This window comes from Micrococcus sp. CS26, assembly GCF_055522295.1.
Map to the genome: position 1 here is coordinate 21,499 of NZ_JBVFVY010000016.1, position 23,717 is coordinate 45,215.

The 23,717-nt window shown below is 72.0% G+C and carries 25 protein-coding genes; 20 read left to right on the forward strand and 5 right to left on the reverse strand.

Annotated elements, in window-relative coordinates; all coding sequences use genetic code 11:
* Positions 1–5 precede the first annotated feature (5 nt).
* From ACZ1IK_RS08165 to ACZ1IK_RS08215, 11 genes are all read left to right on the forward strand, one after another.
* On the forward strand, positions 6–1,145 hold the full coding sequence (locus ACZ1IK_RS08165; RefSeq protein WP_203552478.1) for an MraY family glycosyltransferase: 1,140 nt from the start codon (positions 6–8) through the stop codon (positions 1,143–1,145).
* On the forward strand, positions 1,142–1,576 hold the full coding sequence (locus ACZ1IK_RS08170) for a hypothetical protein (RefSeq protein ID WP_036341344.1): 435 nt from the start codon (positions 1,142–1,144) through the stop codon (positions 1,574–1,576). The genes ACZ1IK_RS08165 and ACZ1IK_RS08170 overlap by 4 nt, the downstream gene beginning before the upstream one ends.
* 231 nt (positions 1,577–1,807) lie before the next feature.
* Positions 1,808–2,608, forward strand: coding sequence for a F0F1 ATP synthase subunit A (gene atpB, locus ACZ1IK_RS08175; protein WP_036382182.1), 801 nt, complete (start codon positions 1,808–1,810; stop codon positions 2,606–2,608).
* Between the two features lie 150 nt (positions 2,609–2,758).
* The gene (locus ACZ1IK_RS08180; protein WP_002857264.1) at positions 2,759–2,974 is read left to right on the forward strand and encodes an ATP synthase subunit C; all 216 of its coding nucleotides are present in this window, start codon (positions 2,759–2,761) and stop codon (positions 2,972–2,974) included.
* A gap of 84 nt (positions 2,975–3,058) precedes the next feature.
* On the forward strand, positions 3,059–3,613 hold the full coding sequence (locus tag ACZ1IK_RS08185) for a F0F1 ATP synthase subunit B (RefSeq protein WP_044659204.1): 555 nt from the start codon (positions 3,059–3,061) through the stop codon (positions 3,611–3,613).
* Positions 3,613–4,425, forward strand: a complete 813-nt coding sequence (locus ACZ1IK_RS08190; RefSeq protein WP_465098458.1) for a F0F1 ATP synthase subunit delta — start codon at positions 3,613–3,615, stop codon at positions 4,423–4,425. Before ACZ1IK_RS08185 ends, ACZ1IK_RS08190 begins: the two co-directional genes overlap by 1 nt.
* Positions 4,426–4,515: 90 nt before the next feature.
* Positions 4,516–6,150, forward strand: a complete 1,635-nt coding sequence (gene atpA / locus ACZ1IK_RS08195; RefSeq protein WP_354403125.1) for a F0F1 ATP synthase subunit alpha — start codon at positions 4,516–4,518, stop codon at positions 6,148–6,150.
* Between the two features lie 83 nt (positions 6,151–6,233).
* A complete protein-coding gene (locus tag ACZ1IK_RS08200) occupies positions 6,234–7,127 on the forward strand; it encodes a F0F1 ATP synthase subunit gamma (RefSeq protein ID WP_044659203.1) in 894 nt (297 codons plus the stop codon).
* Between the two features lie 53 nt (positions 7,128–7,180).
* Positions 7,181–8,638 (forward strand): F0F1 ATP synthase subunit beta, encoded by a 1,458-nt coding sequence (gene atpD / locus ACZ1IK_RS08205; RefSeq protein ID WP_044659202.1) that lies wholly within the window; start codon positions 7,181–7,183, stop codon positions 8,636–8,638.
* Between the two features lie 6 nt (positions 8,639–8,644).
* Complete coding sequence (locus ACZ1IK_RS08210; protein ID WP_036313044.1) at positions 8,645–8,920, forward strand: F0F1 ATP synthase subunit epsilon; 276 nt, start codon at positions 8,645–8,647, stop codon at positions 8,918–8,920.
* 34 nt (positions 8,921–8,954) lie between these two features.
* Positions 8,955–9,344 (forward strand): DUF2550 family protein, encoded by a 390-nt coding sequence (locus ACZ1IK_RS08215; protein ID WP_230259842.1) that lies wholly within the window; start codon positions 8,955–8,957, stop codon positions 9,342–9,344.
* A 14-nt stretch (positions 9,345–9,358) separates the two neighbouring features.
* Here the strand turns inward: ACZ1IK_RS08215 and nucS are convergent, their stop codons facing one another.
* Positions 9,359–10,054, reverse strand: coding sequence for an endonuclease NucS (gene nucS, locus ACZ1IK_RS08220; RefSeq protein WP_002857250.1), 696 nt, complete (start codon positions 10,052–10,054; stop codon positions 9,359–9,361).
* Positions 10,055–10,106: 52 nt separating this feature from the next.
* On the opposite strand from nucS, the gene ACZ1IK_RS08225 reads away from it, so the two are divergent.
* Positions 10,107–10,466, forward strand: a complete 360-nt coding sequence (locus ACZ1IK_RS08225) for a hypothetical protein (protein ID WP_036382177.1) — start codon at positions 10,107–10,109, stop codon at positions 10,464–10,466.
* 34 nt (positions 10,467–10,500) lie between these two features.
* Here ACZ1IK_RS08225 and ACZ1IK_RS08230 read toward each other — a convergent pair whose 3' ends face one another.
* Positions 10,501–11,823, reverse strand: a complete 1,323-nt coding sequence (locus ACZ1IK_RS08230) for an AI-2E family transporter (protein ID WP_036382174.1) — start codon at positions 11,821–11,823, stop codon at positions 10,501–10,503.
* 125 nt (positions 11,824–11,948) lie between these two features.
* Here ACZ1IK_RS08230 and ACZ1IK_RS08235 point away from each other — a divergent pair, with 125 nt between their 5' ends.
* From ACZ1IK_RS08235 to ACZ1IK_RS08265, 7 genes are all read left to right on the forward strand, one after another.
* Positions 11,949–12,905: a co-chaperone YbbN gene (locus ACZ1IK_RS08235; RefSeq protein WP_225348405.1), complete on the forward strand. Its 957-nt coding sequence runs from the start codon at positions 11,949–11,951 to the stop codon at positions 12,903–12,905.
* Positions 12,906–12,969: 64 nt separating this feature from the next.
* On the forward strand, positions 12,970–13,794 hold the full coding sequence (locus tag ACZ1IK_RS08240) for an ABC transporter ATP-binding protein (protein WP_044659201.1): 825 nt from the start codon (positions 12,970–12,972) through the stop codon (positions 13,792–13,794).
* Positions 13,785–15,386, forward strand: a complete 1,602-nt coding sequence (locus tag ACZ1IK_RS08245) for a Tat (twin-arginine translocation) pathway signal sequence (protein ID WP_036313027.1) — start codon at positions 13,785–13,787, stop codon at positions 15,384–15,386. Before ACZ1IK_RS08240 ends, ACZ1IK_RS08245 begins: the two co-directional genes overlap by 10 nt.
* Before the next feature lie 23 nt (positions 15,387–15,409).
* Entirely contained in the window at positions 15,410–15,748 is a 339-nt protein-coding gene (locus ACZ1IK_RS08250; protein WP_044659196.1) for a DUF3039 domain-containing protein, read from the forward strand.
* A gap of 82 nt (positions 15,749–15,830) precedes the next feature.
* Positions 15,831–17,561, forward strand: coding sequence for a DEAD/DEAH box helicase (locus ACZ1IK_RS08255; RefSeq protein WP_242821230.1), 1,731 nt, complete (start codon positions 15,831–15,833; stop codon positions 17,559–17,561).
* 543 nt (positions 17,562–18,104) lie between these two features.
* Positions 18,105–18,545: a hypothetical protein gene (locus ACZ1IK_RS08260; RefSeq protein ID WP_134416597.1), complete on the forward strand. Its 441-nt coding sequence runs from the start codon at positions 18,105–18,107 to the stop codon at positions 18,543–18,545.
* A gap of 134 nt (positions 18,546–18,679) precedes the next feature.
* Positions 18,680–20,623 (forward strand): heavy metal translocating P-type ATPase, encoded by a 1,944-nt coding sequence (locus tag ACZ1IK_RS08265; RefSeq protein WP_134416599.1) that lies wholly within the window; start codon positions 18,680–18,682, stop codon positions 20,621–20,623.
* 9 nt (positions 20,624–20,632) lie between these two features.
* Here ACZ1IK_RS08265 and ACZ1IK_RS08270 read toward each other — a convergent pair whose 3' ends face one another.
* From ACZ1IK_RS08270 to ACZ1IK_RS08280, 3 genes are all read right to left on the reverse strand, one after another.
* Positions 20,633–21,094 carry a GNAT family N-acetyltransferase gene (locus ACZ1IK_RS08270; RefSeq protein ID WP_134416601.1) on the reverse strand — a complete coding sequence of 154 codons (462 nt, stop codon included), beginning with the start codon at positions 21,092–21,094 and terminating at the stop codon, positions 20,633–20,635.
* A 149-nt stretch (positions 21,095–21,243) separates the two neighbouring features.
* Entirely contained in the window at positions 21,244–21,927 is a 684-nt protein-coding gene (locus tag ACZ1IK_RS08275) for an isochorismatase family protein (protein ID WP_036313018.1), read from the reverse strand.
* 3 nt (positions 21,928–21,930) lie between these two features.
* On the reverse strand, positions 21,931–23,283 hold the full coding sequence (locus tag ACZ1IK_RS08280) for a nicotinate phosphoribosyltransferase (protein ID WP_036313014.1): 1,353 nt from the start codon (positions 23,281–23,283) through the stop codon (positions 21,931–21,933).
* A 64-nt stretch (positions 23,284–23,347) separates the two neighbouring features.
* Between ACZ1IK_RS08280 and clpS the strand changes: the two genes are divergently transcribed.
* Positions 23,348–23,710, forward strand: a complete 363-nt coding sequence (clpS, locus tag ACZ1IK_RS08285; protein ID WP_002857236.1) for an ATP-dependent Clp protease adapter ClpS — start codon at positions 23,348–23,350, stop codon at positions 23,708–23,710.
* Positions 23,711–23,717: the final 7 nt, after the last annotated feature.

The window sequence follows — 23,717 nt, forward strand, 5'->3', positions numbered from 1 at the left end:
CCCCCATGCGCGCGTATCTCGTCCTGGTCATGGTCACGGCCGTCGCCTGCGGGGCCCTGACGCCCCTCATGCGCCGGCTGGGGCTGCGCGCGCGCGTGTTCACCCCGCTGCGCCAGCGGGATGTGCACCGGCACCCCGTGCCGAAGCTGGGCGGCGTGGCCATGGCCGCGGCCGTGCTGGTGGGATTCGCCGTCGGGGGCATCGTGCCGTTCCTCCAGGGGATCTACGCGGACGACGCCGCGATGCGCGGGCTCCTGGTCGCCGTCGCCGTCGTGCTCGTCGTGGGCATCGCCGACGACATGTGGGACCTGCGCTGGTGGGTGAAGATGGCCGGCCAGGTGCTGGCCGGACTCGCGGTGGCCCTCGGCGGGATCCGCATCGAGGCGATGCCGGTGGGCTGGATCCCGGTGGGGAACGAGACCACGCAGGTCATCCTCACGGTGTTCGCCGTGGTGCTGACGATGAACGCGATCAACTTCGTGGACGGTCTGGACGGCCTGGCGGCGGGCGTCGCGCTGATCGGCGGCTCGGCCTTCTTCGTCTACTCATATCTGCTGACGCGGACCATCAACCAGTTCGACTACGCCAACCTCGCCACCCTGCTCATGGCCCTGCTCGTCGGCGCGTGCGTGGGCTTCCTGCCGTGGAACCTTGCCCCGGCCCGCATCTTCATGGGCGAGGTGGGGGCCATGCTCATCGGCCTGCTGATGGCCGCGGCCGCGGTCGCCGTGACCGCCGACGTGAACGCCCTGGACGGGATGCGCTTCCGCAACGTCCCCGCCTACATGCCGATCCTGCTGCCCGTCGCCGTCCTCGCCCTGCCGCTCGCGGACCTCGCCCTGGCCGTGCTGCGACGGACGGCCAAGGGCACCAGCCCCTTCTCGGCGGACCGCGGGCACCTGCACCACAAGCTCGTGGACGGCGGCTACACCCAGGCGCAGGCCGTCGCGCTGCTCTGGCTCTGGGCGTTCCTCGTGGCATGGGGCGCTGTGTCCCTGAACTTCGTGGACCACATGATCGTCCTGCCCGTGCTCGCCGTGGCCCTGGCCGGAGCCGGCTACCTCACCCTGCATCCGATCGTGGAGCGCCGTCGCGCGGTCCGGAACGACGCCGCGGCCCACCCGGACGAGCGGGGGGACGCGTGACCGGGGCGGGCGGCCGCCGACGCCGGCGCCGCTGGGAGAACCGCCGTGGCTGGTGGGGGATCCTCGGGTGGTCCCTGGCCGCGGCGGGGGCTGCCCTGGCGATCACGTGCGCCGCGTGGCTGCTCTCCGCCGGCGGGGAGGCGGCCGGGAGCGCCCTGCTGGGCGGCGGCGCGGTGCTTGCGCTCTCGGCGCTCACCGGGGCGACGACGGCACTCGTCTGGGACCGGGCGCGCGAGGCGGCGCTGCCGGTCAGCGTGGGGCTGTTCGTGCTCAAGATCGCGGTGTTCGCGGTGCTGCTGGGGGTCCTGCCCCGCCCCGGCTGGGTCCGGGCGGACGCGGCGGCGATCGCCGCCCTCGTGACGATCCTCGTCTGGCAGGCCGCGGAGGTCCTCGTGTTCGCCCGGACCCGCCGCGGGATCTACGCCGACTGACCCGCCCGAGGGGCGAAGACACCGAGCCGGGGGCCATGCCGTGGGTCCCTTCTGCGGTACGGAGCACGGGTCACCGTTTGGTATCGTTGGCGGCGAACACTTCGACGGCGCCCATCTGCCGCCATCCGTGTCTCGCATCGCACCGGTACCCCCGCAATGTCGCGGCGCCCGCCTGTGGTCCGGGGACGAGGCTGCGGTCCCGTCGACTGCATCACTTCGGAGAGGAACCGCGTGCTGACCCTCGTGCTGGCCAACGCATCATTCGTGCCCCCCACCATCTCTGATGGTCACCTCCCGGAGATCTTCCCCTGGGGTGCGGAGTACGGCACCGGCTTCGGCAAGCAGATGCTGCTCGTCCTGCTCTCCGTGGTGCTCATCACCGCCTTCTTCGCGTGGGCCATGCGCCGTCCCCGGCTCGTGCCCGGCAAGGCCCAGTGGCTCGCCGAGTCCGGCTACTCCTTCGTCCGGAACGACATCGCGAAGGACATCCTGGGCGAGAAGAACTTCAAGCAGTGGGTCCCGCTGCTCTTCTCCATCTTCTTCTTCGTGCTGCTGAACAACCTGTTCGGCGCCATCCCGGTGCTGCAGCTGCCGACCTTCTCCCACGCGGGCGCCGCCTACGGCCTGGCCCTCATCGTCTACGCGATCTGGATCGGCGTCGGCATCAAGCGCCACGGCGTGCGCTACCTGAAGCTGGCCGTCGTGCCCTCCGGTGTGCCCGGCTGGATCCTGCCGCTGCTCGTGCCGCTGGAGATCATCTCCAACTTCATCGTGCGCCCGCTGACCCACTCCCTGCGTCTGATGGCCACCATGCTCTCCGGCCACATGATCGTGATGCTGGCCGGCGCCGGCGCCGCCTACCTGATCACGCAGACCGGCAGCCTGGCCCTGCAGGGGACCGGCATCCTGGTCATCCTCGGCTCGGTGGCCCTGTACTTCCTCGAGCTGCTGATCATGTACCTGCAGGCCTTCGTCTTCACGCTGCTGACCGCGATCTACATCCAGGGCGCGATCGACGCGAACGACCACTGATCTTCCGGGGCCGCCTCGGGCACGACCCAGGCGGCCGCGGTACGGCGGGAGAGCCCGCCACCAGTCTTCCCGGCCCTCCGCAGGAGGACCACCCGGGAGGCCGACCCTCCACAACCCGGCCGGACACCTCGGCCTCGTGAAAGGAACACCATGGAACTGCACGGTTCGCTCAACATGATCGGCTACGGCCTCGCCGCCATCGGCTCCGCCATCGGCGTGGGCCTGATCTTCGCCGCCTACATCAACGGCGTCGCCCGTCAGCCGGAGGCCCAGCGCATCCTGCAGCCGATCGCCCTCCTGGGCTTCGCGCTCGCCGAGGCCCTCGCCATCCTGGGCCTCGTCTTCGCCTTCGTCATCGGCGCCTGACGCGCCGCGTCCACGGAGCGCCCGCACGGTGTGACCGTCGGTGCTCCCTCTCCACAGGACTCTTGACCGAAGGATGGTTGAAACATGATCAGCAACGGACTGATCCTCGCGGCGGCTGAGGGGGCCAACCCCCTGATCCCCAACCCGTGGGAGATCCTCGTCGTCGTGGTGGGCTTCGCCCTGCTCATGTTCATCGTCATCAAGTTCATCGTCCCGACCCTCGAGAAGTCCTACCAGGACCGTGTCGAGGCGATCGAGGGCGGTCTGGCCAAGGCTGAGAAGGCCCAGGCCGAGGCGAACGCGATGATGGCGGACTACGAGTCGCAGCTGGCGGACGCCCGCACCGAGGCGAATCGCATCCGCGAGGATGCCCGCACCGAGGCCGCCGAGATCGTGGCCGAGGCGCGCGAGCGCGCGACCGCCGAGGCGACGCGCATCTCCGAGCAGGCGCAGGCGCAGATCGCCGCCGAGCGTCAGCAGGCCGCCGCGCAGCTCAAGGCCGAGGTCGGCTCGCTGGCCACGACCCTGGCCGGCAAGATCGTGGGCGAGTCCCTCGAGGACGACGCCCGCTCGCAGCGCGTGGTCGACCGCTTCCTGGCTGACCTGGACCGTCACCAGAGCGCAGGTGTCGCCGAATGATGACGGGCGCATCGAGGGACTCCCTGGCCGCCTCCCTGGAGGCTGTCGGTCCGGTGCTGGACGAGGGCGGCGTGGCCCTGGCACGCGAGCTGTTCGGCGCGCTGGACGTGGTGGACGAGCACGGCGCCCTGCGCCGCGCCCTGACCGACCCCGCCTGGACCACCGAGCGCCGTCACGGCCTCGTCGACTCGCTGTTCGGCGCCCGGGTGACCCCCGGTGCACTGCAGGTCCTCAAGGACCTGGCCGGCCGCCGCTGGTCGGCGGAGCGCGATCTCGGGGACGCCCTCGAGACGGTGGCCGCGCACGCGGCCGCCGCGGAGGCCGCACGCGGCGGACACGCGGACCTGGCTGCCCTCTCGGGCGAGCTGCTGGCCTTCAACCGCACGGTCGAGGACTCGCACGAGGTGCAGCGGGCGCTCACCGATCAGCACGCACCCCTCGAGGCACGGGCCGCTCTGGCCGGTCGTCTCCTGGGTGAGTCGGCCAGCCCGGCCGGCCGACTGCTGGTCGAACGCGCCGTCTCGGCCCCGCGCGGCCTGAAGCCGTCCGCCGCCGTCCGCAAGGCCGCGGACGTCGTCGCCGAGCGGCAGCGCCAGTGGATCGCCGAGGTGACCGTGGCCCGGCCGCTCGAGGCCGAGCAGCAGGAGCGGCTGGCCCTGGGCCTGCGCCGCGCCTTCGGCCGCGATCTCGTCATGGACGTGACGGTGGACCCCCACGTGGTGGGCGGCATCCGCGTCCAGGTCGGCGACGACGTCGTCGACGGGTCCATGGCCTCGCGTCTCCACGACCTCCAGCGGCGGATGGCCGGCTGACGCCGGCTCCCGCCCGTATCCGGAACACCCACGAACGTAAGCATCATCGTCACGTCGATGATCACCAAGCACAGAGAGCAGGGACTGCAGATGGCCGAATTGACCATCAACGCTGACGATGTCCGCAATGCCTTGAACGATTTCGCGGCATCGTACGAACCGTCGGGCACCGATCGCACCGAGGTCGGCCGTGTCATCTCCGCGGCGGACGGCATCGCTCGTGTGGAGGGTCTGCCCTCCGTCATGGCGAACGAGCTGCTGCGCTTCGAGAACGGCATCCAGGGCCTGGCCCAGAACCTCGACACCCGCGAGATCGGTGTCGTCGTCCTCGGCGAGTTCCAGGAGATCCGCGAGGGCATGGAGGTGCAGCGCACCGGCGAGATCCTCTCCGTCCCGGTGGGCGACGCCTTCCTGGGCCGCGTGGTGGACCCGCTGGGCCAGCCCATCGACGACCTGGGCCCGATCGAGGCCGAGGGCCGCCGTGCCCTCGAGCTGCAGGCGCCGACCGTGACCGAGCGCAAGTCGGTCCACGAACCGCTGCAGACCGGCATGAAGGCCATCGACGCCATGATCCCGATCGGCCGTGGCCAGCGTCAGCTGATCATCGGTGACCGCCAGACCGGCAAGACCGCGATCGCCGTCGACACGATCCTCAACCAGAAGGCCAACTGGGAGTCGGGCGACGTCGAGAAGCAGGTCCGCTGCGTCTACGTGGCCGTGGGCCAGAAGGCCTCCACCATCGCCGGCGTCCGCGCGACGCTGGAGGAGCACGGCGCCCTGGAGTACACCACCATCGTGGCCTCCCCGGCGTCCGACCCGGCCGGCTTCAAGTACCTCGCCCCCTACGCCGGCTCGGCCATCGGCCAGCACTGGATGTACGGCGGCAAGCACGTGCTGATCATCTTCGACGACCTGTCGAAGCAGGCCGAGGCCTACCGCGCCGTCTCCCTGCTGCTGCGCCGCCCGCCGGGCCGCGAGGCCTACCCGGGCGACGTCTTCTACCTGCACTCCCGGCTCCTCGAGCGCTGCGCCAAGCTCTCGGACGAGATGGGCGCGGGCTCGATGACCGGCCTGCCGATCATCGAGACCAAGGCGAACGACGTCTCGGCCTACATCCCGACCAACGTCATCTCCATCACCGACGGCCAGATCTTCCTGCAGTCGGACCTGTTCAACGCCAACCAGCGTCCCGCCGTGGACGTGGGCATCTCGGTGTCCCGCGTGGGCGGCGCCGCCCAGGTCAAGGCCATGAAGAAGGTCTCCGGCACGCTGAAGCTGGACCTGGCGCAGTACCGCGACCAGCAGGCGTTCTCCATGTTCGCCTCGGACCTGGACCCGGCCACCCGCCGCCAGCTCGCCCGCGGTGAGCGCCTCATGGAGCTGCTCAAGCAGCCGCAGTACTCGCCCTACCCGGTCGAGGAGCAGGTCGTGTCCATCTGGGCCGGCTCCAAGGGCCACCTCGACGAGGTGCCGGTGCAGGACGTGCTGCGCTTCGAGCGCGAGTTCATCGACCACCTGCGTCGCCACACCTCCGTCCTGACCGACATCGCCTCCACCGGCAAGCTCGAGGACGGCACCGTGTCCGCGCTCGAGTCTGCCGTCGCCGAGTTCTCCAAGGGCTTCCAGTCCTCCGAGGACGGCGGCGTGCAGGCCGGCCACGAGGAGCACTGCGCGATCGAGCAGGACCAGGTCGCGCAGGAGCAGATCACCAAGCAGAAGCGCTGACCGCCGGTCGGTGAGGGAGCGGTCCGGCGTCGGACCCCACGGGGACGACGCCGGACCGCCCTCCCGCCAGGGAAAGGACCACCATGGGAGCCCAGATCCGGGTCTACCGTCAGAAGATCGCGTCGACGTCGTCGATGAAGAAGATCTTCAAGGCGATGGAGCTGATCGCCACGTCTCGCATCACCAAGGCACGTGAGCGCGTCAGCGCGTCGCTGCCCTACGCGAACGCGATCACCCGCGCCGTCTCGGCCGTGTCGAGCCAGCACGATATCGATCATGTCCTCACCACGGAGCCCGAGAACCCGACCCGGGCGGCCGTGCTCATCATGTCCTCGGACCGCGGCCTCGCCGGCGCGTACTCCGCGAACGTGCTGCGCAAGGCCGAGCAGCTCCTCTCCCGCCTCGGCGAGGAGGGCAAGGACGTGGACGTGTACGTCGTCGGCCGCAAGGCGCAGACGTACTTCGACTTCCGCGGCCGCGGCTACAAGAAGCTGTGGACCGGTCAGACGGACGCCCCCGTCGCCGAGCGCGCCGCCGAGATCGGCGAGGTGCTCGTGGACGCGTTCCTCACGGACACGGCGGACGGCGGCGTGGACGAGATCCACGTCGTGTTCACCGAGTTCGTCTCGCTCGTGAAGCAGAACCCCCACGTGGTGCGCCTGCTGCCCCTCGAGGTCGTCGAGGAGGAGGCCGCCACCGCCGAGGACGTGCTGCCGCTCTACGAGTACGAGCCGGACGCGGAGGAGGTCCTCGACGCACTGCTGCCCAAGTACATCGAGTCGCGCATCTTCAACGCGATGCTGCAGTCGGCGGCCTCGGAGCTCGCCAACCGTCAGCGCGCCATGAAGTCGGCGGGCGACAACGCCACGAGCCTCATCAAGGACTACACGCTCCTGATGAACAACGCCCGTCAGGCCGAGATCACCCAGGAGCTCACCGAGCTCATCGCGGGCGCGGACGCGCTCAACAACTCCTGAGCCCGTTCGGGACTCACCAGACTCGCCATCCACACACGATAGAAGTGAGAGAGATGACTGCCACCATCACTGACCAGGGCACCGGGACCCCCACCGGCGGTGCCACCGGACGCGTGTCCCGCGTCATCGGCCCCGTGATCGACGCCGAGTTCCCGGCCAACGCGATGCCGGAGATCTACAACGCGCTGACCACCGAGATCGACCTCAACGGCCAGCGCCGCACGGTCACCTTCGAGGTCGCCCAGCACCTCGGCGACAACATGGTCCGCGCCATCTCCCTGCAGTCCACCGACGGCCTGGTGCGCGGCACCGACGTCGTGGACACCGGCGCCCCCATCTCGGTGCCGGTCGGCGACGCCGTGAAGGGCCACATCTTCAACGTGCTCGGCGAGACCCTGGACATGCCCGCCTCGCAGCTGCAGGCCGAGGACCGCTGGCCGATCCACCGCCCGGCCCCGAACTTCGCGTCCCTCGAGGGCTCCACCGAGATGCTGGAGACCGGCATCAAGGTCATCGACCTGCTGACCCCCTACATCAAGGGCGGCAAGATCGGCCTGTTCGGCGGCGCCGGCGTGGGCAAGACCGTGCTCATCCAGGAGATGATCACCCGTGTGGCCCGCAACTTCGGCGGCACCTCCGTGTTCGCCGGCGTCGGCGAGCGCACCCGTGAGGGCAACGACCTCTGGGTCGAGATGGACGAGGCGGACGTCCTGAAGGACACCGCCCTCGTGTTCGGCCAGATGGACGAGCCGCCGGGCACGCGTCTGCGTGTGGCCCTGTCCGCGCTGACCATGGCGGAGTACTTCCGCGATGTGCAGAACCAGGACGTGCTGCTGTTCATCGACAACATCTTCCGCTTCTCGCAGGCCGGTTCCGAGGTCTCCACGCTGCTGGGCCGCATGCCCTCCGCCGTGGGCTACCAGCCGAACCTGGCGGACGAGATGGGTGTGCTCCAGGAGCGCATCACCTCGACCCGCGGCCACTCCATCACCTCGATGCAGGCCGTGTACGTCCCCGCGGACGACTACACCGACCCGGCCCCGGCCAACGTGTTCGCGCACCTGGACGCGACCACCAACCTGACCCGTGACCTCGCGTCCCGTGGCCTGTACCCGGCCGTGGACCCGCTGGCCTCGACCTCGCGCATCCTCGACCCGCAGTACGTGGGCCAGGACCACTACGACGTGGCCATCCGCGTGAAGCAGATCCTGCAGAAGAACAAGGAGCTGCAGGACATCATCGCGATCCTCGGTGTGGACGAGCTCTCCGAGGAGGACAAGATCACCGTGGGCCGCGCCCGCAAGATCGAGCAGTTCCTCTCGCAGAACACCTACACCGCCAAGCAGTTCACCGGCGTCGAGGGCTCCACCGTGCCGGTCAAGGACACCGTCGAGGGCTTCAAGGCCATCGCCGACGGCGACCTGGACCACGTCGCGGAGCAGGCCTTCTACAACGTGGGCGGCCTGGACGACGTCGAGCGCGAGTGGGCCAAGATCCAGGCCGAGGGCTGATCGATCATGGCTGAGCTCAACGTCGAGATCGTCTCCGAGGAGCGGTCCATCTGGTCGGGCGCCGCGTCGGCCGTGTCGGCGCGCACCGTCAACGGTGAGATCGGCATCCTCCCGGGCCACACCCCGATGCTCGCCGTCCTCGGCGACGGCGAGGTCGTGGTGCGGACCACGGACGGCGGCACCGTCACCGCGCAGGCCCGCGGCGGCTTCTTCTCCGTGGACCACGACCGTGTCGTGATCGCCGCGACGTCCGCCCGGCTGGGCGACGCCGCGGCGGCCTGACGCGGCGCGGCAGGACCTGACGGTGGAGGGCCCGGTGCTCATCGCCTCGGCGACCGTGGTGGCAGTCATCGTGCTGTCGGCACTCGCCCTGGTGATGCGGCGCCGGGCCCTCGCCCGTGTCACGGCCGCCTTCCCTGCGGTCCTGGAGCGGGAGGGCCCGGGGCGTGAGCGTGTGATCGGCGTGTACGACGAGTCCCGCCTGCGCCTCACCGGGGGCTGGCGCCTCTCGCGAGAGCGCTGGAGCGCGGACCGGAGCCGCCTGCAGATCGACCGCCTCCCGGCGGACGAGGCCGGCCGGGCCGTCCTGGAGCTGAGCGCCGGCACACGTCCGGTGCGCGTCGTCGTCGACCCCGACGACGCCGGCGCCCTGCGCGCCTGGAGCGAGGCGGGGCCGTCCGCGGCGTCGTCCTTCTGGCGCCGCTGAGCCCGCCCGGCGCCTCAGAACAGGCGGGACTCGGCGTCGTCCACGCCGCGCATCGCGTCGTAGTCGAGGGTGACGCAGCGGATGCCGCGGTCCTCGGCGAGGGTGCGGGCCTGGGGCTTGATCTGCTGGGCCGCGAACACGCCGCGCACGGGCGCCAGGAGCGGGTCCCGGTTCATCAGCTCGAGGTAGCGGGTGAGCTGCTCGACCCCGTCGATGTCCCCACGGCGCTTGAGCTCGACCGCCACGGTGCCGCCGTCGGCGTCGCGGGCCAGGATGTCCACGGGGCCGATCGCCGTCATGTACTCGCGGCGCACGAGGGTGTGGCCGTCGCCGAGCAGGCTGATCTGCTCGGCCAGCAGACGCTGCAGATCCGCCTCCACGCCGTCCTTGACGAGGCCGGGGTCCACGCCGAGCTCGTGGGAGTCGTCCGCCAGGACCTCCTCGATGAGCACGATGAGTCGGTCGTCGGACTTCTTGGCCTGCACGCGCCAGACCTGCGTCACCCCCTGGTCGGCCTGATCGGGGGAGGGCTCCTCCACGTGCAGGGTCGCGGGCGGCGACATCCAGTTGAGGGGCTTGTAGGAACCGCCGTCGGAGTGCACCAGCACCGAGCCGTCCGCCTTCACCATGAGCAGGCGGGTGGCGGTGGGCAGGTGGGCGTTCAGGCGGCCCTCATAGGTCACGGAGCAGCGGGCAATGACGAGTCGCACCGGTCCATCCTAGGCGGACCGTGCCCACCCGCTCGTGTGTCAGCATGGGGACATGCCCCGTTCGAACCGTCCCCGCCGCTCGTCCGCGCCTCGGCGGAGCGAGCGCGGGGCCTCCGGCGTCTCCCGGCGGTCCCGGCCGTCGCCGGGGCGGTCCGACCCGCTCGAGGAGCTCCTCGGCCTGGACGCGGGCTACTCGCGCCAGTCCGGGTCCGACGGCGGCTGGCACGTCCGGCAGATCCCCGCGTGGCGCGCGGTGAAGGACTACACGTGCCCCGGCTGCGGCCGGGTGATCCGGCAGGGCCAGGCGCACCTCGTGGCCTGGCGCGCCGACTGGATCATGGGGGACGAGGACGCGGGAGCGGACCGGCGGCACTGGCACCCGGTGTGCTGGCGCACCCGCCCGAGCCGCTGACCGCGACGGTCCGGGCCGCGCCGCCGTCGTGGGCCTACCGGGCGTCCTGACGGGGGATGAAGACCTCGCGGACCAGCAGCAGCAGCGCGGCGGCGAGCGGGATCGCCATGAGGGCGCCGAGGACGCCCAGCAGCGCGCCTCCGGCGATCACCGCGATCACGGCCACGGCCGCCGGCACGGACACCGCGCGCGCCATGACGCGCGGCGAGATGACGTAGGCCTCGATCTGCAGATAGACGAAGTAGATGGCCGCGAACACGGCGGCGGTCTGCCACGACGTCAGCAGGCTCACGAGGGTCAGCAGCGTGCCGCCGATCGCGGCGCCCACCAGCGGGATGAACGCCATGAAGGCGGCGATCGCGGCGAGCAGGACGGCGAAGGGGGCGCCGGCGATGGCCAGCGCCGTGAACGCCACCGCGCCGTTGAGGGCGGCCACGAAGGACTGGCCCATCACGTAGTGGCCGACCGAGGAGGTGATCTGCTCGGACAGCGCCTCGATCCGGGGCCGGCGCGAGCGCGGTGCGAGCCGGTAGGCCCAGTACTTCATGTGCGGCAGGGAGGAGAGGAAGTACAGCGTCAGCACGACCACCACGAGCACCGAGAAGACGGCGTTCAGCACGGTCTGGCCGAAGCCGAGGAGCCCGCCGAACAGGTCGGTGACGGCGACGCCGTCGGCGGCGAGGCGCTCGGTCTGGGCGCGAACGGCCTCCTGGAGGTGGAACTCCTCGTCGAGCTGCACGAACCACTCGGCGGTCATCACCCCGTCGATGATGGCCGGCAGGTCCTGGACCAGCTGCGTGGACTGCTCGATCACCGTGGGGACCAGGAGGGCGACGAACGCCCCGGCCACGGCGGCCAGGCCGAGCGCGGCCGTGAGCACGCCGACCCAGCGGGGCGCGCCCCAGGACTCGACCCGGCGCACCAGCGGATCCAGGCCCAGGGCGATGAACAGGGCCGCGGCGATCCACACGATGAGCTGTCCGTTCGTGCGCAGCACCGAGACGACGCCGATGGCCAGGGCCACGCCGACTGCGAGCAGGAAGCCGGTCAGCCCGGGGGACTCGACGGCCACGGCCGCGACCGCCGGATCCTCGGCGCCGTCGACGGGGACCGACTCGGGGTCCACCCGGTCCTCCTCGAGGAAGGGTCGGCGCCGCCGCAGGACGGAGCCCAGGCGGGGCAGTCGACGACGCCCGGCGGGCGTCGGCCCGTGCGACGGCGGCGCGGCGGCCACCCCGACCGGCTCCACGGGGATGCCGGCCACGGGCGGCTGCTCGGTGCCCTCGGGCTCGGCCGGGGCGCGGACGTCGGCGACGCCGGCGGCGTCCGGGCCGGATGCGGTCTCCTTCTCCTCCACGCGCTCAGCGTACGTCAGGGCCCCGGCCTGACCGCGCCACGCCGGGGAGGCTACCGTGGGGCGCAGTGACAACGCCCCTCGCGCCGGCGACGGGGCGGACCCGGACCGGAAGGATCGTGACCGACGTGACCGCCCAGCCCCCCTCCGACGCCCCGTCCCACCTGCGCGGCGCCGTCGACCTGTCCTCGCTCGGCACCCCGGCCCCGGCCGGGCGGACCGCGCCGGGGGCCGACGCCGGCGCCGGCGGCGGCTCGTGGGTGATCGCGGACGCCGACCAGGGTCTGCTGCAGCAGCTGGTCCAGCTCTCCGCCCAGGTGCCGGTGCTGCTGCACCTGCACGTGCCCGGGGACGCGGCGAGCGAGGCGCTCTACCGGCAGTTCGCGGACGCGGTCGACGCCCAGGCGGGACGGCTCGTGCTCGCGCGTCTGGACGTGGCGAAGGAGCCCGCCGTGCTGCAGGCGCTCGGCCTGGGGGCCGGCCCCGCGGTCATGGCCGTGGTGGCGGGGCAGCCGGTGCCGCTGGTCAATCAGGAGGTGCCGGAGGAGACGCTGCGCCAGCTCATGGGGGAGATCCTCGAGGTGGCCCGTCAGAACGGCGTCGCCGGCACCGTGCCCCCCGTCGCCCCGGCGCGCCAGGACGCCGACGCCGCGGCCGCGGAGGCTCCGCCCGTGCCGCCGCTGCACCGGGCCGCCCATGAGGCCCTCGCCGCCGACGACCTGCCCGGGGCCGTCTCGGCGTGGGAGGCGGCGCTGGCCGACAGCCCCGCGGACGCCGTGGCCCAGCAGGGCCTGTCCGCGGCCCGCCTCATGCTGCGCACCCGTGACGCCGACGCTGCGGCGGTGCGCGCGGCCGCCGCGGACGGCCCGGACGACGTCGCCGCCCAGCTCGCCGTCGCCGACCTGGACGTGCTCGGCGGCCACGTGGAGGACGCCTTCGCCCGGCTCGTGCGGTTCATCGCCCTCCACCCCGGCGACGACCGGGAGACGGCGCGCGCCCACCTCGTGGACCTCTACACCGTGGTGGGCACGGACGACCCCCGTGTGCAGGCCTCGCGGCGTCGGCTGGCCGCAGCGCTGTTCTGAGGGACCCTCAGTTCATCCCTGAGGAGGACGCCGTGTCCGCCTGACGGTGGGTAAGGTCCCAGGCATGTCTCCGCATGCGCCCGAGCCTGCCCCCGCCCACCTGGCGGCCGCCGCCCGTCGGCGTGCGGCCGACGCCCCCGATCCGGACCTCGCCCTCGTCACGCGCGGGCTGACCCAGCGGTTCGGGGACAAGCTGGCGCTGGACGCGCTGGACCTGGACGTCCCGGCCGGATCGTTCTTCGGGGTGGTCGGGCCCAACGGGGCGGGCAAGACCACGGCCCTGTCGATGGCCACCGGGCTGCTGCGCCCGGACCACGGCCGCGCCTGGATCCACGGCGTCGACGTGTGGGAGCAGCCCCTCGAGGCCAAGCGACGGGTCGGCGTGCTCGCCGACGGCGTGCGCACCTTCGACCGCCTCACGGGCACGCAGCTCATGACCTACGCCGGGCTGCTGCATGGCCTCGACGCGGACACCGTGGCCGAGCGGACCGCGGACCTGCTGCGGGTGATGGACCTGGAGGACGCCGGCCGCAAGCTCGTGGCCGACTACTCCGCCGGCATGACCAAGAAGGTGTCCCTGGCGGCCGCCATGGTCCACGCCCCGGACCTGCTCGTCCTGGACGAGCCGTTCGAGGCCGTGGACCCGGTCTCCGCCGCGAACATCCGGGACATCCTGCACTCGTACGTGGAGCGGGGCGGCACCGTGATCGTCTCGAGCCACGTGATGGACCTCGTCCAGCGCATGTGCACCCACGTCGCCGTGATCGCGGCCGGGACGCTGCGGGCCGCCGGCACGCTCGAGGAGGTCCGGGACGGGCACGACCTCGAGGACCGCTTCGTGGACCTCGTCGGCGGCCGCCACGGCTCGGAGGGGCTGGCATGGCTCTGACGCTCGTCCGACTGCGCTGGACGCTGACCCTGAACCAGTGGCGGCGGTCCCCGTTCACCCTGGTGATGAGCGTGCTCGGCGCGCTGTACGTGCTCGGCATGGCCGCCGTGGCGGTGACGCTGCTCGTCACGGGCCTGCCCGCCCTGCCGGACGAGGCCCGCGGCGCCACGACCGTGCTGGCCGCCGCCGTCGTGGTGCTCGCCTGGCTCGTCATCCCGCCGTTCGTCACGGGCGTGGACGCCACCCTCGACCCGCACAGCTTCGTGCTCTTCCCCGTCCCGGCCCGCACCCTCATCGCCGGGCTGGTCCTGAGCGCCTTCACGACGCCGGTCGGGCTCGCCACGCTGGCCGTGCTGGTGGGCCTGGGGGCCAGCTGGTGGGACCGGCCGGCCGCGCTGGCGGCGGGCCTGGCCGGGGGCGCGCTGACCGCGGTGACCGCCGTGGCGATCGGCTCCGGCCTCGCCGGCCTCCTGGCCGCCTACGCGAGCCGGCGTCGGGTGCGGGACGTCGTCTCCGTCCTGCTGTTCATCCCGCTCATGCTCGGCGGCGTCGCCCTCTCGCAGGCCATCGCGTCGTTCGAGGACTTCCTGGCGATCGCGCCCCAGGTCGCCCGCGGCGCGGCGTGGACCCCGTTCGGGGCGGGCCCCGCCGCGGCGTGGGCGGCCGCCGAGGGCCGCGGCGCCGCCGTCGCGCTCCACCTCGCGGTGGCGGCGGCCTGGTGCCTGGCCGCCCTGGCCCTGTGGCACCTGGCCGTGCGCCGCACCGTGGAGCCGGTGGCCGTGGGCGGCGGTCGGTCCCGCCGCGTCGCCGCGGGAGCGGACCCGATGCCGCTGCGCTGGCTGGGCCGACGGGCCACGGGCCCGCGCACCGCGATCGCGGCCCGCGCCCAGCGCTACTGGCTGGCCGATCCGCGGTACGCGGCCGGGCTCATCATCATCCCGCTCATGGCCGTCCTGCTGTGGTTCACCGGGGGCATGGCCGCGGAGGGGGGTCCCGGACTGGGCCTGCTGCTGATCCTCGGGCCGATCACCGCCTGGTCCCTGGCCTACTCGATCTCCGCGGACATCGCCTACGACCACACGGCGTTCCACCTGCAGGTCGTCTCGGGCGTGCGGGGCGTGGACGACCGCTGGGGCCGGGTCCTGGGCCTGGCGGGCTGGGGCGTGCCGATGATCCTGCTCGTGACGACGGCGACGGTGGCGGCGGCGGGGGACTGGTCCCTGCTGGCGCCGATGCTGGGCCTGGCCCTCGGCCTGTTCGGGACGACCGCCGGGCTGTCCGCGTTCGTCTCCGCCCGCTTCGTCTACCCGGTTCCGAAGCCGGGGGACAGCCCGTTCGCGACGCCGCAGGGCGCGGCCATGCGCACGATGCTCGTCCAGGGCGCCGCGATGCTGGTCAGCCTGGCGCTCGCGGTGCCGTTCCTGGTGCCCTTCGTCGTCCGGCTCGTCACCGGGGCCGCCGTGTGGGGGTGGGTGACGGTGGCGCTCGGGCTCGCGTGGGGCGCCGTCGCGCTGTGGCTGGGTGTGCGCCTGGGGGCGCGCTGGTACGACCGCGCGCAGGCCGAGACCTACCAGGCCGTGGCCGCCTTCTGAGGGGCGCGGCTAGACTGGCCCGCATGAGTGTGACCGGCGAACCCGACCTGAACGACCCCTTCGCGCCCGCCGGCGGCGGCACGTCCGTCCTCGAGCGTGAGGAGCTGCGCCAGGAGATCGAGCCGGGCGACCACGAGCGCTTCGCCCACTACGTCCGCAAGGAGAAGATCACGGAGTCCGCCGTCACCGGTGCCCCCGTGATCGCCCTGTGCGGCAAGGTGTGGGTGCCGGGCCGGGACCCGAACAAGTTCCCCGTGTGCCCCACGTGCAAGGAGATCTACGAGGGCCTGCGCGAGCCGCAGGACGGCGGCGACGGCGACGGCAAGCGCGGTGGCTGGTTCGGAGGCCGCGGCCGTGGCTGACGGCCGCTCCCTGACGAGCGGCACCCCGGACGGCAGCGTCCAGCACGACCTGTTCCACATCGGCGAGGACCTTCCCCCCGCCATGCCCGAGCGCGCGGCGTGGGGGACGGCCCCCAAGCTGCGCCAGTGGCAGCAGGAGGCGCTGGAGCGCTACCTCCAGACCGCGCCGCAGGACTTCCTGGCGGTCGCGACCCCCGGCGCGGGCAAGACGACGTTCGCGCTGCGCGTGGCCAAGATCCTGATGGACTCCGGCGTCGTGCAGCGACTGACCGTCGTCGCGCCCACGGACCACCTCAAGCGCCAGTGGGCGGACAACGCCGCGCGCGTCGGCATCGCGATCGACCCGAACTTCAAGAACGCCGACGGGCGGCACGGCGCCGAGTACCGCGGGGTGGCGCTGACGTACGCCCAGGTGGCGAACAAGCCCGTCCTGCACCGGAACCGCACCGAGGCCGCCAAGACGCTGGTGATCCTGGACGAGATCCACCACGGCGGCGACGCCCTGAGCTGGGGCGAGGGCATCCGTGAGGCGTTCGAGCCGGCCACGCGGCGGCTGTCCCTGACCGGCACGCCCTTCCGCTCGGATACCGCCTCCATCCCCTTCGTCCGCTACGAGCTCGGCCAGGACGGCATCGAGCGCTCCAAGGCCGACTACACGTACGGCTACGGGCCGGCGCTGCGCGACCACGTGGTCCGCCCCGTGATCTTCATGGCCTACTCGGGCCAGATGCGCTGGAAGACCTCCACCGGCGAGGTCATGGAGGCTCAGCTCGGCGAGGCCGCCACGAAGGACATCACCGCCTCCGCCTGGCGCACCGCGCTGGACCCGGCGGGCGAGTGGATCCCGTCCGTGCTGCGCGCGGCCGACCGCCGGCTCAGCGAGGTGCGCCGCAACGTGCCCGACGCCGGCGGCCTCGTGATCGCCACGGACCACCAGGACGCGCGCGCGTACGCCGCGCAGCTCGAGGCGCTGACCGGCCAGCGGCCGGCCGTGATCCTCTCGGACGACAAGGGGGCCTCGGATCGCATCGAGGAGTTCGCCGCGTCGGACGAGCGGTGGATGGTGGCGGTGCGCATGGTGTCCGAGGGCGTGGACGTGCCCCGCCTGTGCGTGGGCGTGTACGCCACGTCCACGTCCACGCCCCTGTTCTTCGCCCAGGCCGTGGGCCGCTTCGTGCGCTCCCGCCGGCGTGGGGAGACCGCCTCGGTGTTCCTGCCGTCCGTGCCCGCGCTCATGCTGCTGGCCAACGAGATGGAGCTCGAGCGGGACCACGCGCTGGACCGCAAGGAGGGCGCCGTCGACGTCGAGGACCTCGAGGACGCCCCCGAGGAGGACCTCATCGCGGAGGCCAACCGGGCCGAGAGCGGCTCGGACGCGCTGACGCGGGAGAAGTTCGAGGCCCTCGAGTCCCGGGCGAGCTTCGACAAGGTGCTCTTCGACGGCGGCGAGTTCGGTCTCGGCGGCGCGGTCGGCTCGGAGGAGGAGCAGGACTTCCTCGGCATCCCGGGCCTGCTGGACGCCGAGCAGGTCTCCGCCCTGCTGCGGCAGCGGCAGGCCGAGCAGATCCAGCGCCGGCCGCGTGCGCAGGCGGTCGAGCCCGCCGACGTCGTGGACCACCGGCGGATGAAGGAGCTGCGCGCGGAGCTGTCCAAGACGGTGTCCGCCTGGGCGGCCCGGTCCGGCCAGCCGCACGGGGTGATCCACAACCGCCTGCGGGAGATCTCCGGCGGCCCCGCCGTGGCCCAGGCCTCCCGGGAGCAGCTGGAGAAGCGGCTGAGCACCCTGCGCGGGTGGTTCGTCGGCCGGACCTGAGGTTCAGATTCGAGACTCTAGGGGGCGGGTGTGTCAATCGTAATCGGATCTTTAGGGGGAATATTTTTATGGCTAATTTACCAGGCTATTGGTACTAGATGGCCCGAAGTTTATGCGACAGCTCGGGACTCTCTTGATTTAATGCCAAGAAGAAGCTCGGTAAAGTATCTACTTATATACAGGGGAATACCTACGTTTTCCGTGACTGTCCTGGCCCTGAACTTGGCCGTGGAGTCGGGAGGGGACCCGTATTGGACGTCAGCATTCGTATTTTGGACCTATTCGACCTTGGCGGAAATTCGGTCTACTTTCAGCCCAAAGGGCGCATTGAGACAATTGTCTACAGTGAATACTGTCTATCTTTCGGCGTCTGTAGTCGTCACAACGATTTATTGCAGTGTCGCAGTATTGGTATACCCGCACTTCTCTGTCCTGGTTCCGTCGGTCAGGGAGCTTGTTATTGCACTCTGGACAGCCCTGTTCGCTTCCGTTTTGGCGATATCTTTCCAGCGATTCAACACCCGGTCCGGTCCGGATGTGCAAATGGAAATCGATTACTCCATTAAGGACATCGGACAGAAGACGTGGTCTCAAATCGATTCCATATGTATGCGTGAAAATATTGACCCTTGCCTCATTAAGGCCCTTGCTGCTGCCGAAGCGCAGCAGCGGCCTCGGTGGATCCGGCAGGCGGAGCGCGTGGCGGGGCGACTCTTCGGCGGTGGGACTTTTGGTGTCGGCCAATGGCCGTCATCACGGCCAATTGATGATCTAACGTCTATAGAGTTCCGCGCTAAGCAGCTGGCGCCTGTGGGCTTAACTCCGCATGAGTGCGACATTGCTGAGGTCTATGATTTCCTTGATATTGACTATTTCATCTATTCATGGAACTCGGATGAATCATTTGCAGATAGCGCGAGGGGATTTTACTCTGCATTCAGGAGGGCAAAGATGGTTGAGCATGTTGCCGAAAGCGATGCGTGACATGCCATCCCGTCAGCGAGGCGCTCCGCCGACTTGGCCTGAAGGCCCGCACGCGGCGGTCTGAGGTTCGCCTCCCCTGGCTGGCACCCGGCACGGGGACGGGCTGGAATGGGGGCACGATGTCAGGAGTCGCCATGCCCGTGTCCGCCCCGTCCCCGTCACGTCCCGCCGTCCTCGGCTTCGCCGCGCGGTACCCGTGGGTGCTCGCGACGCTGGTCGTCGTCGCCCTCACCCTCGGCCTGCACCTGGCGGGGGCGGAGGATCCGGCGCGCTGGATCGCCTCGGCGTATGCCCTGGTGGTGGCCGCGTGGACCTCGGTGGGCATGGTCAGGGACCTGATGCGCGGGCACTGGGGTGTGGACATCCTCGCCGTCACCGCGATCGTCGCCACCGTGCTGGTGGGGGAGCACCTCGCCGCCGTGCTCGTCTGCCTGATGCTCACCGGTGGGGAGGCCCTCGAGGACTACGCGGCCGGCCGCGCTCGGCGGGATCTGTCCGCCCTGCTGGACCGCGCCCCGCAGCGCGCGCATCGCCTGGGCCCGGACGGCTCCGTGGAGGACGTGCCGGTGGAGGAGGTGCGTGCCGGCGACCGGCTCCTGGTGCGTCCCGCCGAGGTGCTTCCCGTGGACGGCACCGTGGCTTCCGCCGAGGACGGCGGGGAGGTCGCCGTGGACCTGGACGAGTCCTCCCTGACCGGCGAGTCCCTGCCCGTTACGCGCCGCACCGGCTCGGCCGTGATGTCCGGCGCGCTCAACGGCACCCGCGCCTTCGTGCTCGAGGCGACCGCCTCCGCGGCCGACTCGCAGTACGCGGCCATCGTCTCCCTCGTGCAGCAGGCGGCCGAGTCCCGCGCCCCCATGGTGCGCCTGGCCGACCGCTACGCCGTGCCGTTCACCGCCGTCGCCTACCTGATCGCCGGCCTGGCCTGGTGGCTGTCCCAGGACCCGGTCCGCTTCGCCGAGGTGCTCGTGGTGGCCACGCCGTGTCCGCTGCTCATCGCCGCTCCGGTGGCCTTCCTCGGCGGCATGTCCCGCGCCGCCACGTCCGGGGTGATCGTGAAGTCGGGTGGGACCATCGAGGCCCTCGGCTCCGTGCAGACCGTGGGCTTCGACAAGACCGGCACCCTCACCGCCGGCCGCCCCGAGCTGGTCGGCGTGCGCCCGGCCGCCGGCTTCGCCCAGGACGAGCTGCTGCGCCTGGCCGCCTCCGCCGAGCAGTACTCCGTGCACGTGCTCGCCGACGCCATCCGCGCGGCGGCCGAGGAGCGCGGGCTGTCCCTGGCGACCGCGCAGGATGCCACGGAGGAGGCCACCCACGGGGTCGTGGCGGTGCTCGAGGGTCGGCGCGTCGTCGTCGGCAAGCGCGCCTACGTCACGCAGGCCGCCCCGGACACCGTCACCGCCGACCTCGCCCCCGGTCAGTCCGCCGTCTACGTGGCCGTGGACGGCGCCTTCGCCGGCGTCCTGCTGCTGGCCGACCGCATCCGCCCCGAGTCCGCCGCCACCGTGCAGGCGCTCCACCGCCTCGGCGCACGACAGGTCCTCATGCTCACCGGCGACGCCGAGGCCACCGGACGGCACATCGCCAGGGAGGCGGGCATCGACGAGGTCCACGCGGACCTGCTGCCCGCGGACAAGGTCCGCCTGCTCTCCGAGCGCCCGGAGCGCCCGGTGATGATGGTCGGCGACGGCGTCAACGACGTCCCCGTGCTCGCCGCCGCGGACGTGGGCGTGGCCATGGGCGCCCGCGGCTCGACCGCCGCCTCCGAGTCCGCCGACGTGGTGGTGCTCGCCGACGACGTCTCCAAGGTCGCCGTCGCCGTGGCCGCCGGCCAGCGCACCCTGCAGGTGGCCACGCAGTCGATCTGGGTCGGCATCGCGCTCTCCCTGGTCCTGATGGTCATCGCCGCCACGGGCGCCATCCCGGCTCTGGTCGGCGCGCTGTTCCAGGAGCTCGTGGACGTCGTGGCCATCGTCAACGCGCTGCGCGCCATGAAGCCCGGCCCGCACGAGGCCGAGCGGCTCGGCGATCTCGCCGCCGCCCCCGCCCGGGGGGAGCGGCAGGCCGTGTCGGCCTGAGCGCCGGGCTCAGCCGTCCCGGGACTGGAAGCGCACGAAGGCGCGCAGCTCGTCACCCTCCACGTCACGGGACTCGCGGAATCCATGGGCCTCGTAGAAGGCGCGCTGGCGCTCCTCGGTGTCCGTGAGCAGCACGTGCTGACGCACCTGGCCGAACCGGGCGAAAACGCGGCGCAGCAGCTCGGAGGCGATGCCGCGGCGCTGGTGCCCCGGATCCACGAGGATGTCCTGCAGGTAGGCGATGGTGTGGCCGTCGGAGACCACGCGGGCCAGGCCGACCAGACGGCCGCCGTCGAAGGCGGTCACCACGGTGGCCGAGCCCTGCAGCCCGCCCATGAGCGTGTCCATGTCCGCCGTGGAGGCGGACCAGCCCACGGCGTCGTAGAGGGCGCGGACGTCGTCGGCGGCCGGGATCGCCCCGGAGAGGTAGCGGATGCCGTCCCGGTCTGCGGCGATGGGGGAGTCGGTCATGGCTGCTCTCCTCGTCGACGTCGGGCACCGGCTCCGGCACGCCCGCCGGGGCCGCGTGCCTCCATCATGCCGCATCGAGTGACATTCGTCACTGTCTCGGCGTGCGGCGCCTCAGAGGCGACGCCGGTGCCGCTCGGGGCCGAACCCGCTCACGAGGTCGCCAGGATGGCCCCGGCGGCCTCCATCTCGTGGAGCGCGGCCTGGGCGGCCGCCTCGTCGACGCCGGCCACCAGGTCGGTCAGCACGGTGACCTCGTAGCCGGCGTCGAGGGCGTCGAGCACGGTGGCGCGCACGCAGTGGTCCGTGGCGATGCCCACCACGGTGATCGCGTCCACGCCCTGCTCACGGAGCCACTCGTCGAGGCCGGGGGCGCCGGACTCGACGGCGGCCGCGGCCACGGCGGTGGCCCCGTACGGGCCGACGGTCCCGGAGGGGCGCTCGCCCGCGGCCCCGGTCGGGACGGCGTCGGGCTCGCCGAGGGCGCCGTCGAAGCCGGAGTAGGCGTCCGTGTGCAGGCCCTTGAGGAACTCGGCGTCGAGGTGCTCGGCGTCCAGGTCGGGATGCAGCTCGGCGCCGGCGGTGCCGGCCACGCAGTGCACCGGCCAGGTGGTGCGGAAATCCGGCTCGGCGCCGGTGGCCGCGGCGAAGTGCGTGCCCGGGTCGACGTGCCAGTCGCGCGTGGCGGCCACGGACGCGTAGGCGTCCGCGTGCTCGGCCAGGTGCTCGCTGACCCCGGCCGCGACGGCGGCGCCGCCGGTCACGCCGAGGGCGCCGCCCTCGCAGAAGTCGTTCTGCACGTCCACGATCACCAGGGCGCGGTTCAGGTTCTCCATGGGTCAGTCCTCCAGGAAGATGGTCGGGATGGCGGGGTCGCCCGGCTGCAGGCGGCCCACCGAGGCGGGCAGCTCGCGCAGGGAGGCGGCGTGCCGCTCGGCGGCGCGGGTGACGGCCTCGGGGCCGGTCCAGCCCTCGGCCAGCTCGCCGGCGTGCACGAAACGGTGCAGCAGGGGACGGTCGTCGGCGTCGGGCGCGGCGCCGCGGTTGACGCCGATCACCTCGGCGGTGGCCCGGCCCCGCGGGTCGCGGCGGCGCGCGGCCTCCTTGCGGCCGCCCCGGCTGGCCTTGCCGGAACTGGCCTTGGCCACGTCCACCCACGTGCCGTCGTCGTCCTGGCGGGCCACGAGCTTGTAGACCATGGAGGCGGTGGGCGCGCCGGACCCGGTGACCAGGCGCGTGCCCACGCCGTACGAGCTGACGGGGGCGGAGCGCAGGGCGGCGATCGCGTACTCGTCCAGGTCCGAGGTGACCATGATCCCGGTCTCGGTGTTGCCCAGCTCGTCGAGCAGCTCGCGCACGCGGTGAGCCTGGATCACGAGGTCGCCGGAGTCGACCCGGACGTTCCGCAGGGCCGGGCCGGCAACCTCGACCGCGGTGCGCACGCCCTGCTCCACGTCATACGTGTCCACGAGGAGGGTGGTGTCCGCCCCGAGCGCGGCGACCTGGGCCTCGAAGGCGGCGCGCTCCGAGTCGTGCAGCAGGGTGAAGGAGTGGGCGGCGGTGCCGACGGTCGGGATGCCGTACCGGCGGCCCGCCTCGAGGTTCGAGGTGGCGGTGAAGCCCGCGATGGCCGCGGCGCGGGCGGCGGCCACGGCAGACTCCTCGTGCGTGCGGCGCGAGCCCATCTCGGCGCACGGGCGGCCGTCCGCGACGGCCGTCATGCGGGAGGCTGCGGAGGCCACGGCGGAGTCGTAGTTGTAGATGGAGAGCAGGTAGGTCTCCAGGATGCACGCCTCGGCGAACGTCGACTCCACCTGCAGGAGGGGGGAGTGCGGGAAGTAGGCCTCGCCCTCGGCGTAGCCCACGATGTCACCCGTGAACTCGTAGTCGGCCAGCCAGGCCAGCGTGGCGTCGTCGAGGGCGGTGGTGTCCGCGAGGAAGTCGAGCTCGGGCGTGTCGAACCGGAAGCGGGACAGGCCCTCCAGCGCGCGGCCCACGCCGGCCACCACGCCGTAGCGGCGGCCGCTGGGCAGGCGTCGGGTGAACAGCTCGAAGCGGGAGCGGCGGTGCGCGGTGCCGGCCTTCAGCGCGGCCTGGAGCATGGTCAGCTCGTAGTGGTCGGTCATCAGCGCCGTGGGGATCTGCCAGTCGTCGGCGGTCCGCGGGGCGCTGGGCACGGGGTTCTGGCTCACGCCCCCACCCTAGTGGACCGTGGCGGGGCCGGTCCTGGCCCGCCCGCCTCGTACACTGGGGCGCATGTCCGTGCTGACCCGCCACGATCCGTCCGCGCCGCGCGCCGTGCGTCCGGCGCCGGGTGAGTCCGTCCCCGCCGGCGCCACCGACACCGCCCTGCTGGAGCGGCCTCACGAGGACACAGCCCGGGACCGGCCGTGGAACGTGGTGGTGTGGAACGACCCGGTGAACCTGATGAGCTACGTGGCCTACGTGTTCCGCACCCACTTCGGCTACTCCGCGGCCAAGGCGCAGCGGCTCATGCTCGAGGTCCACGAGCGGGGCCGGTCCGTGGTGGCGACGGGCACCAAGGAGAAGGCCGAGCTGCACGTGGGCGCGATGCACGGCTACGGGCTGTGGGCCACGCTGGAGCAGGCGGAGGACTGAGGAGGGG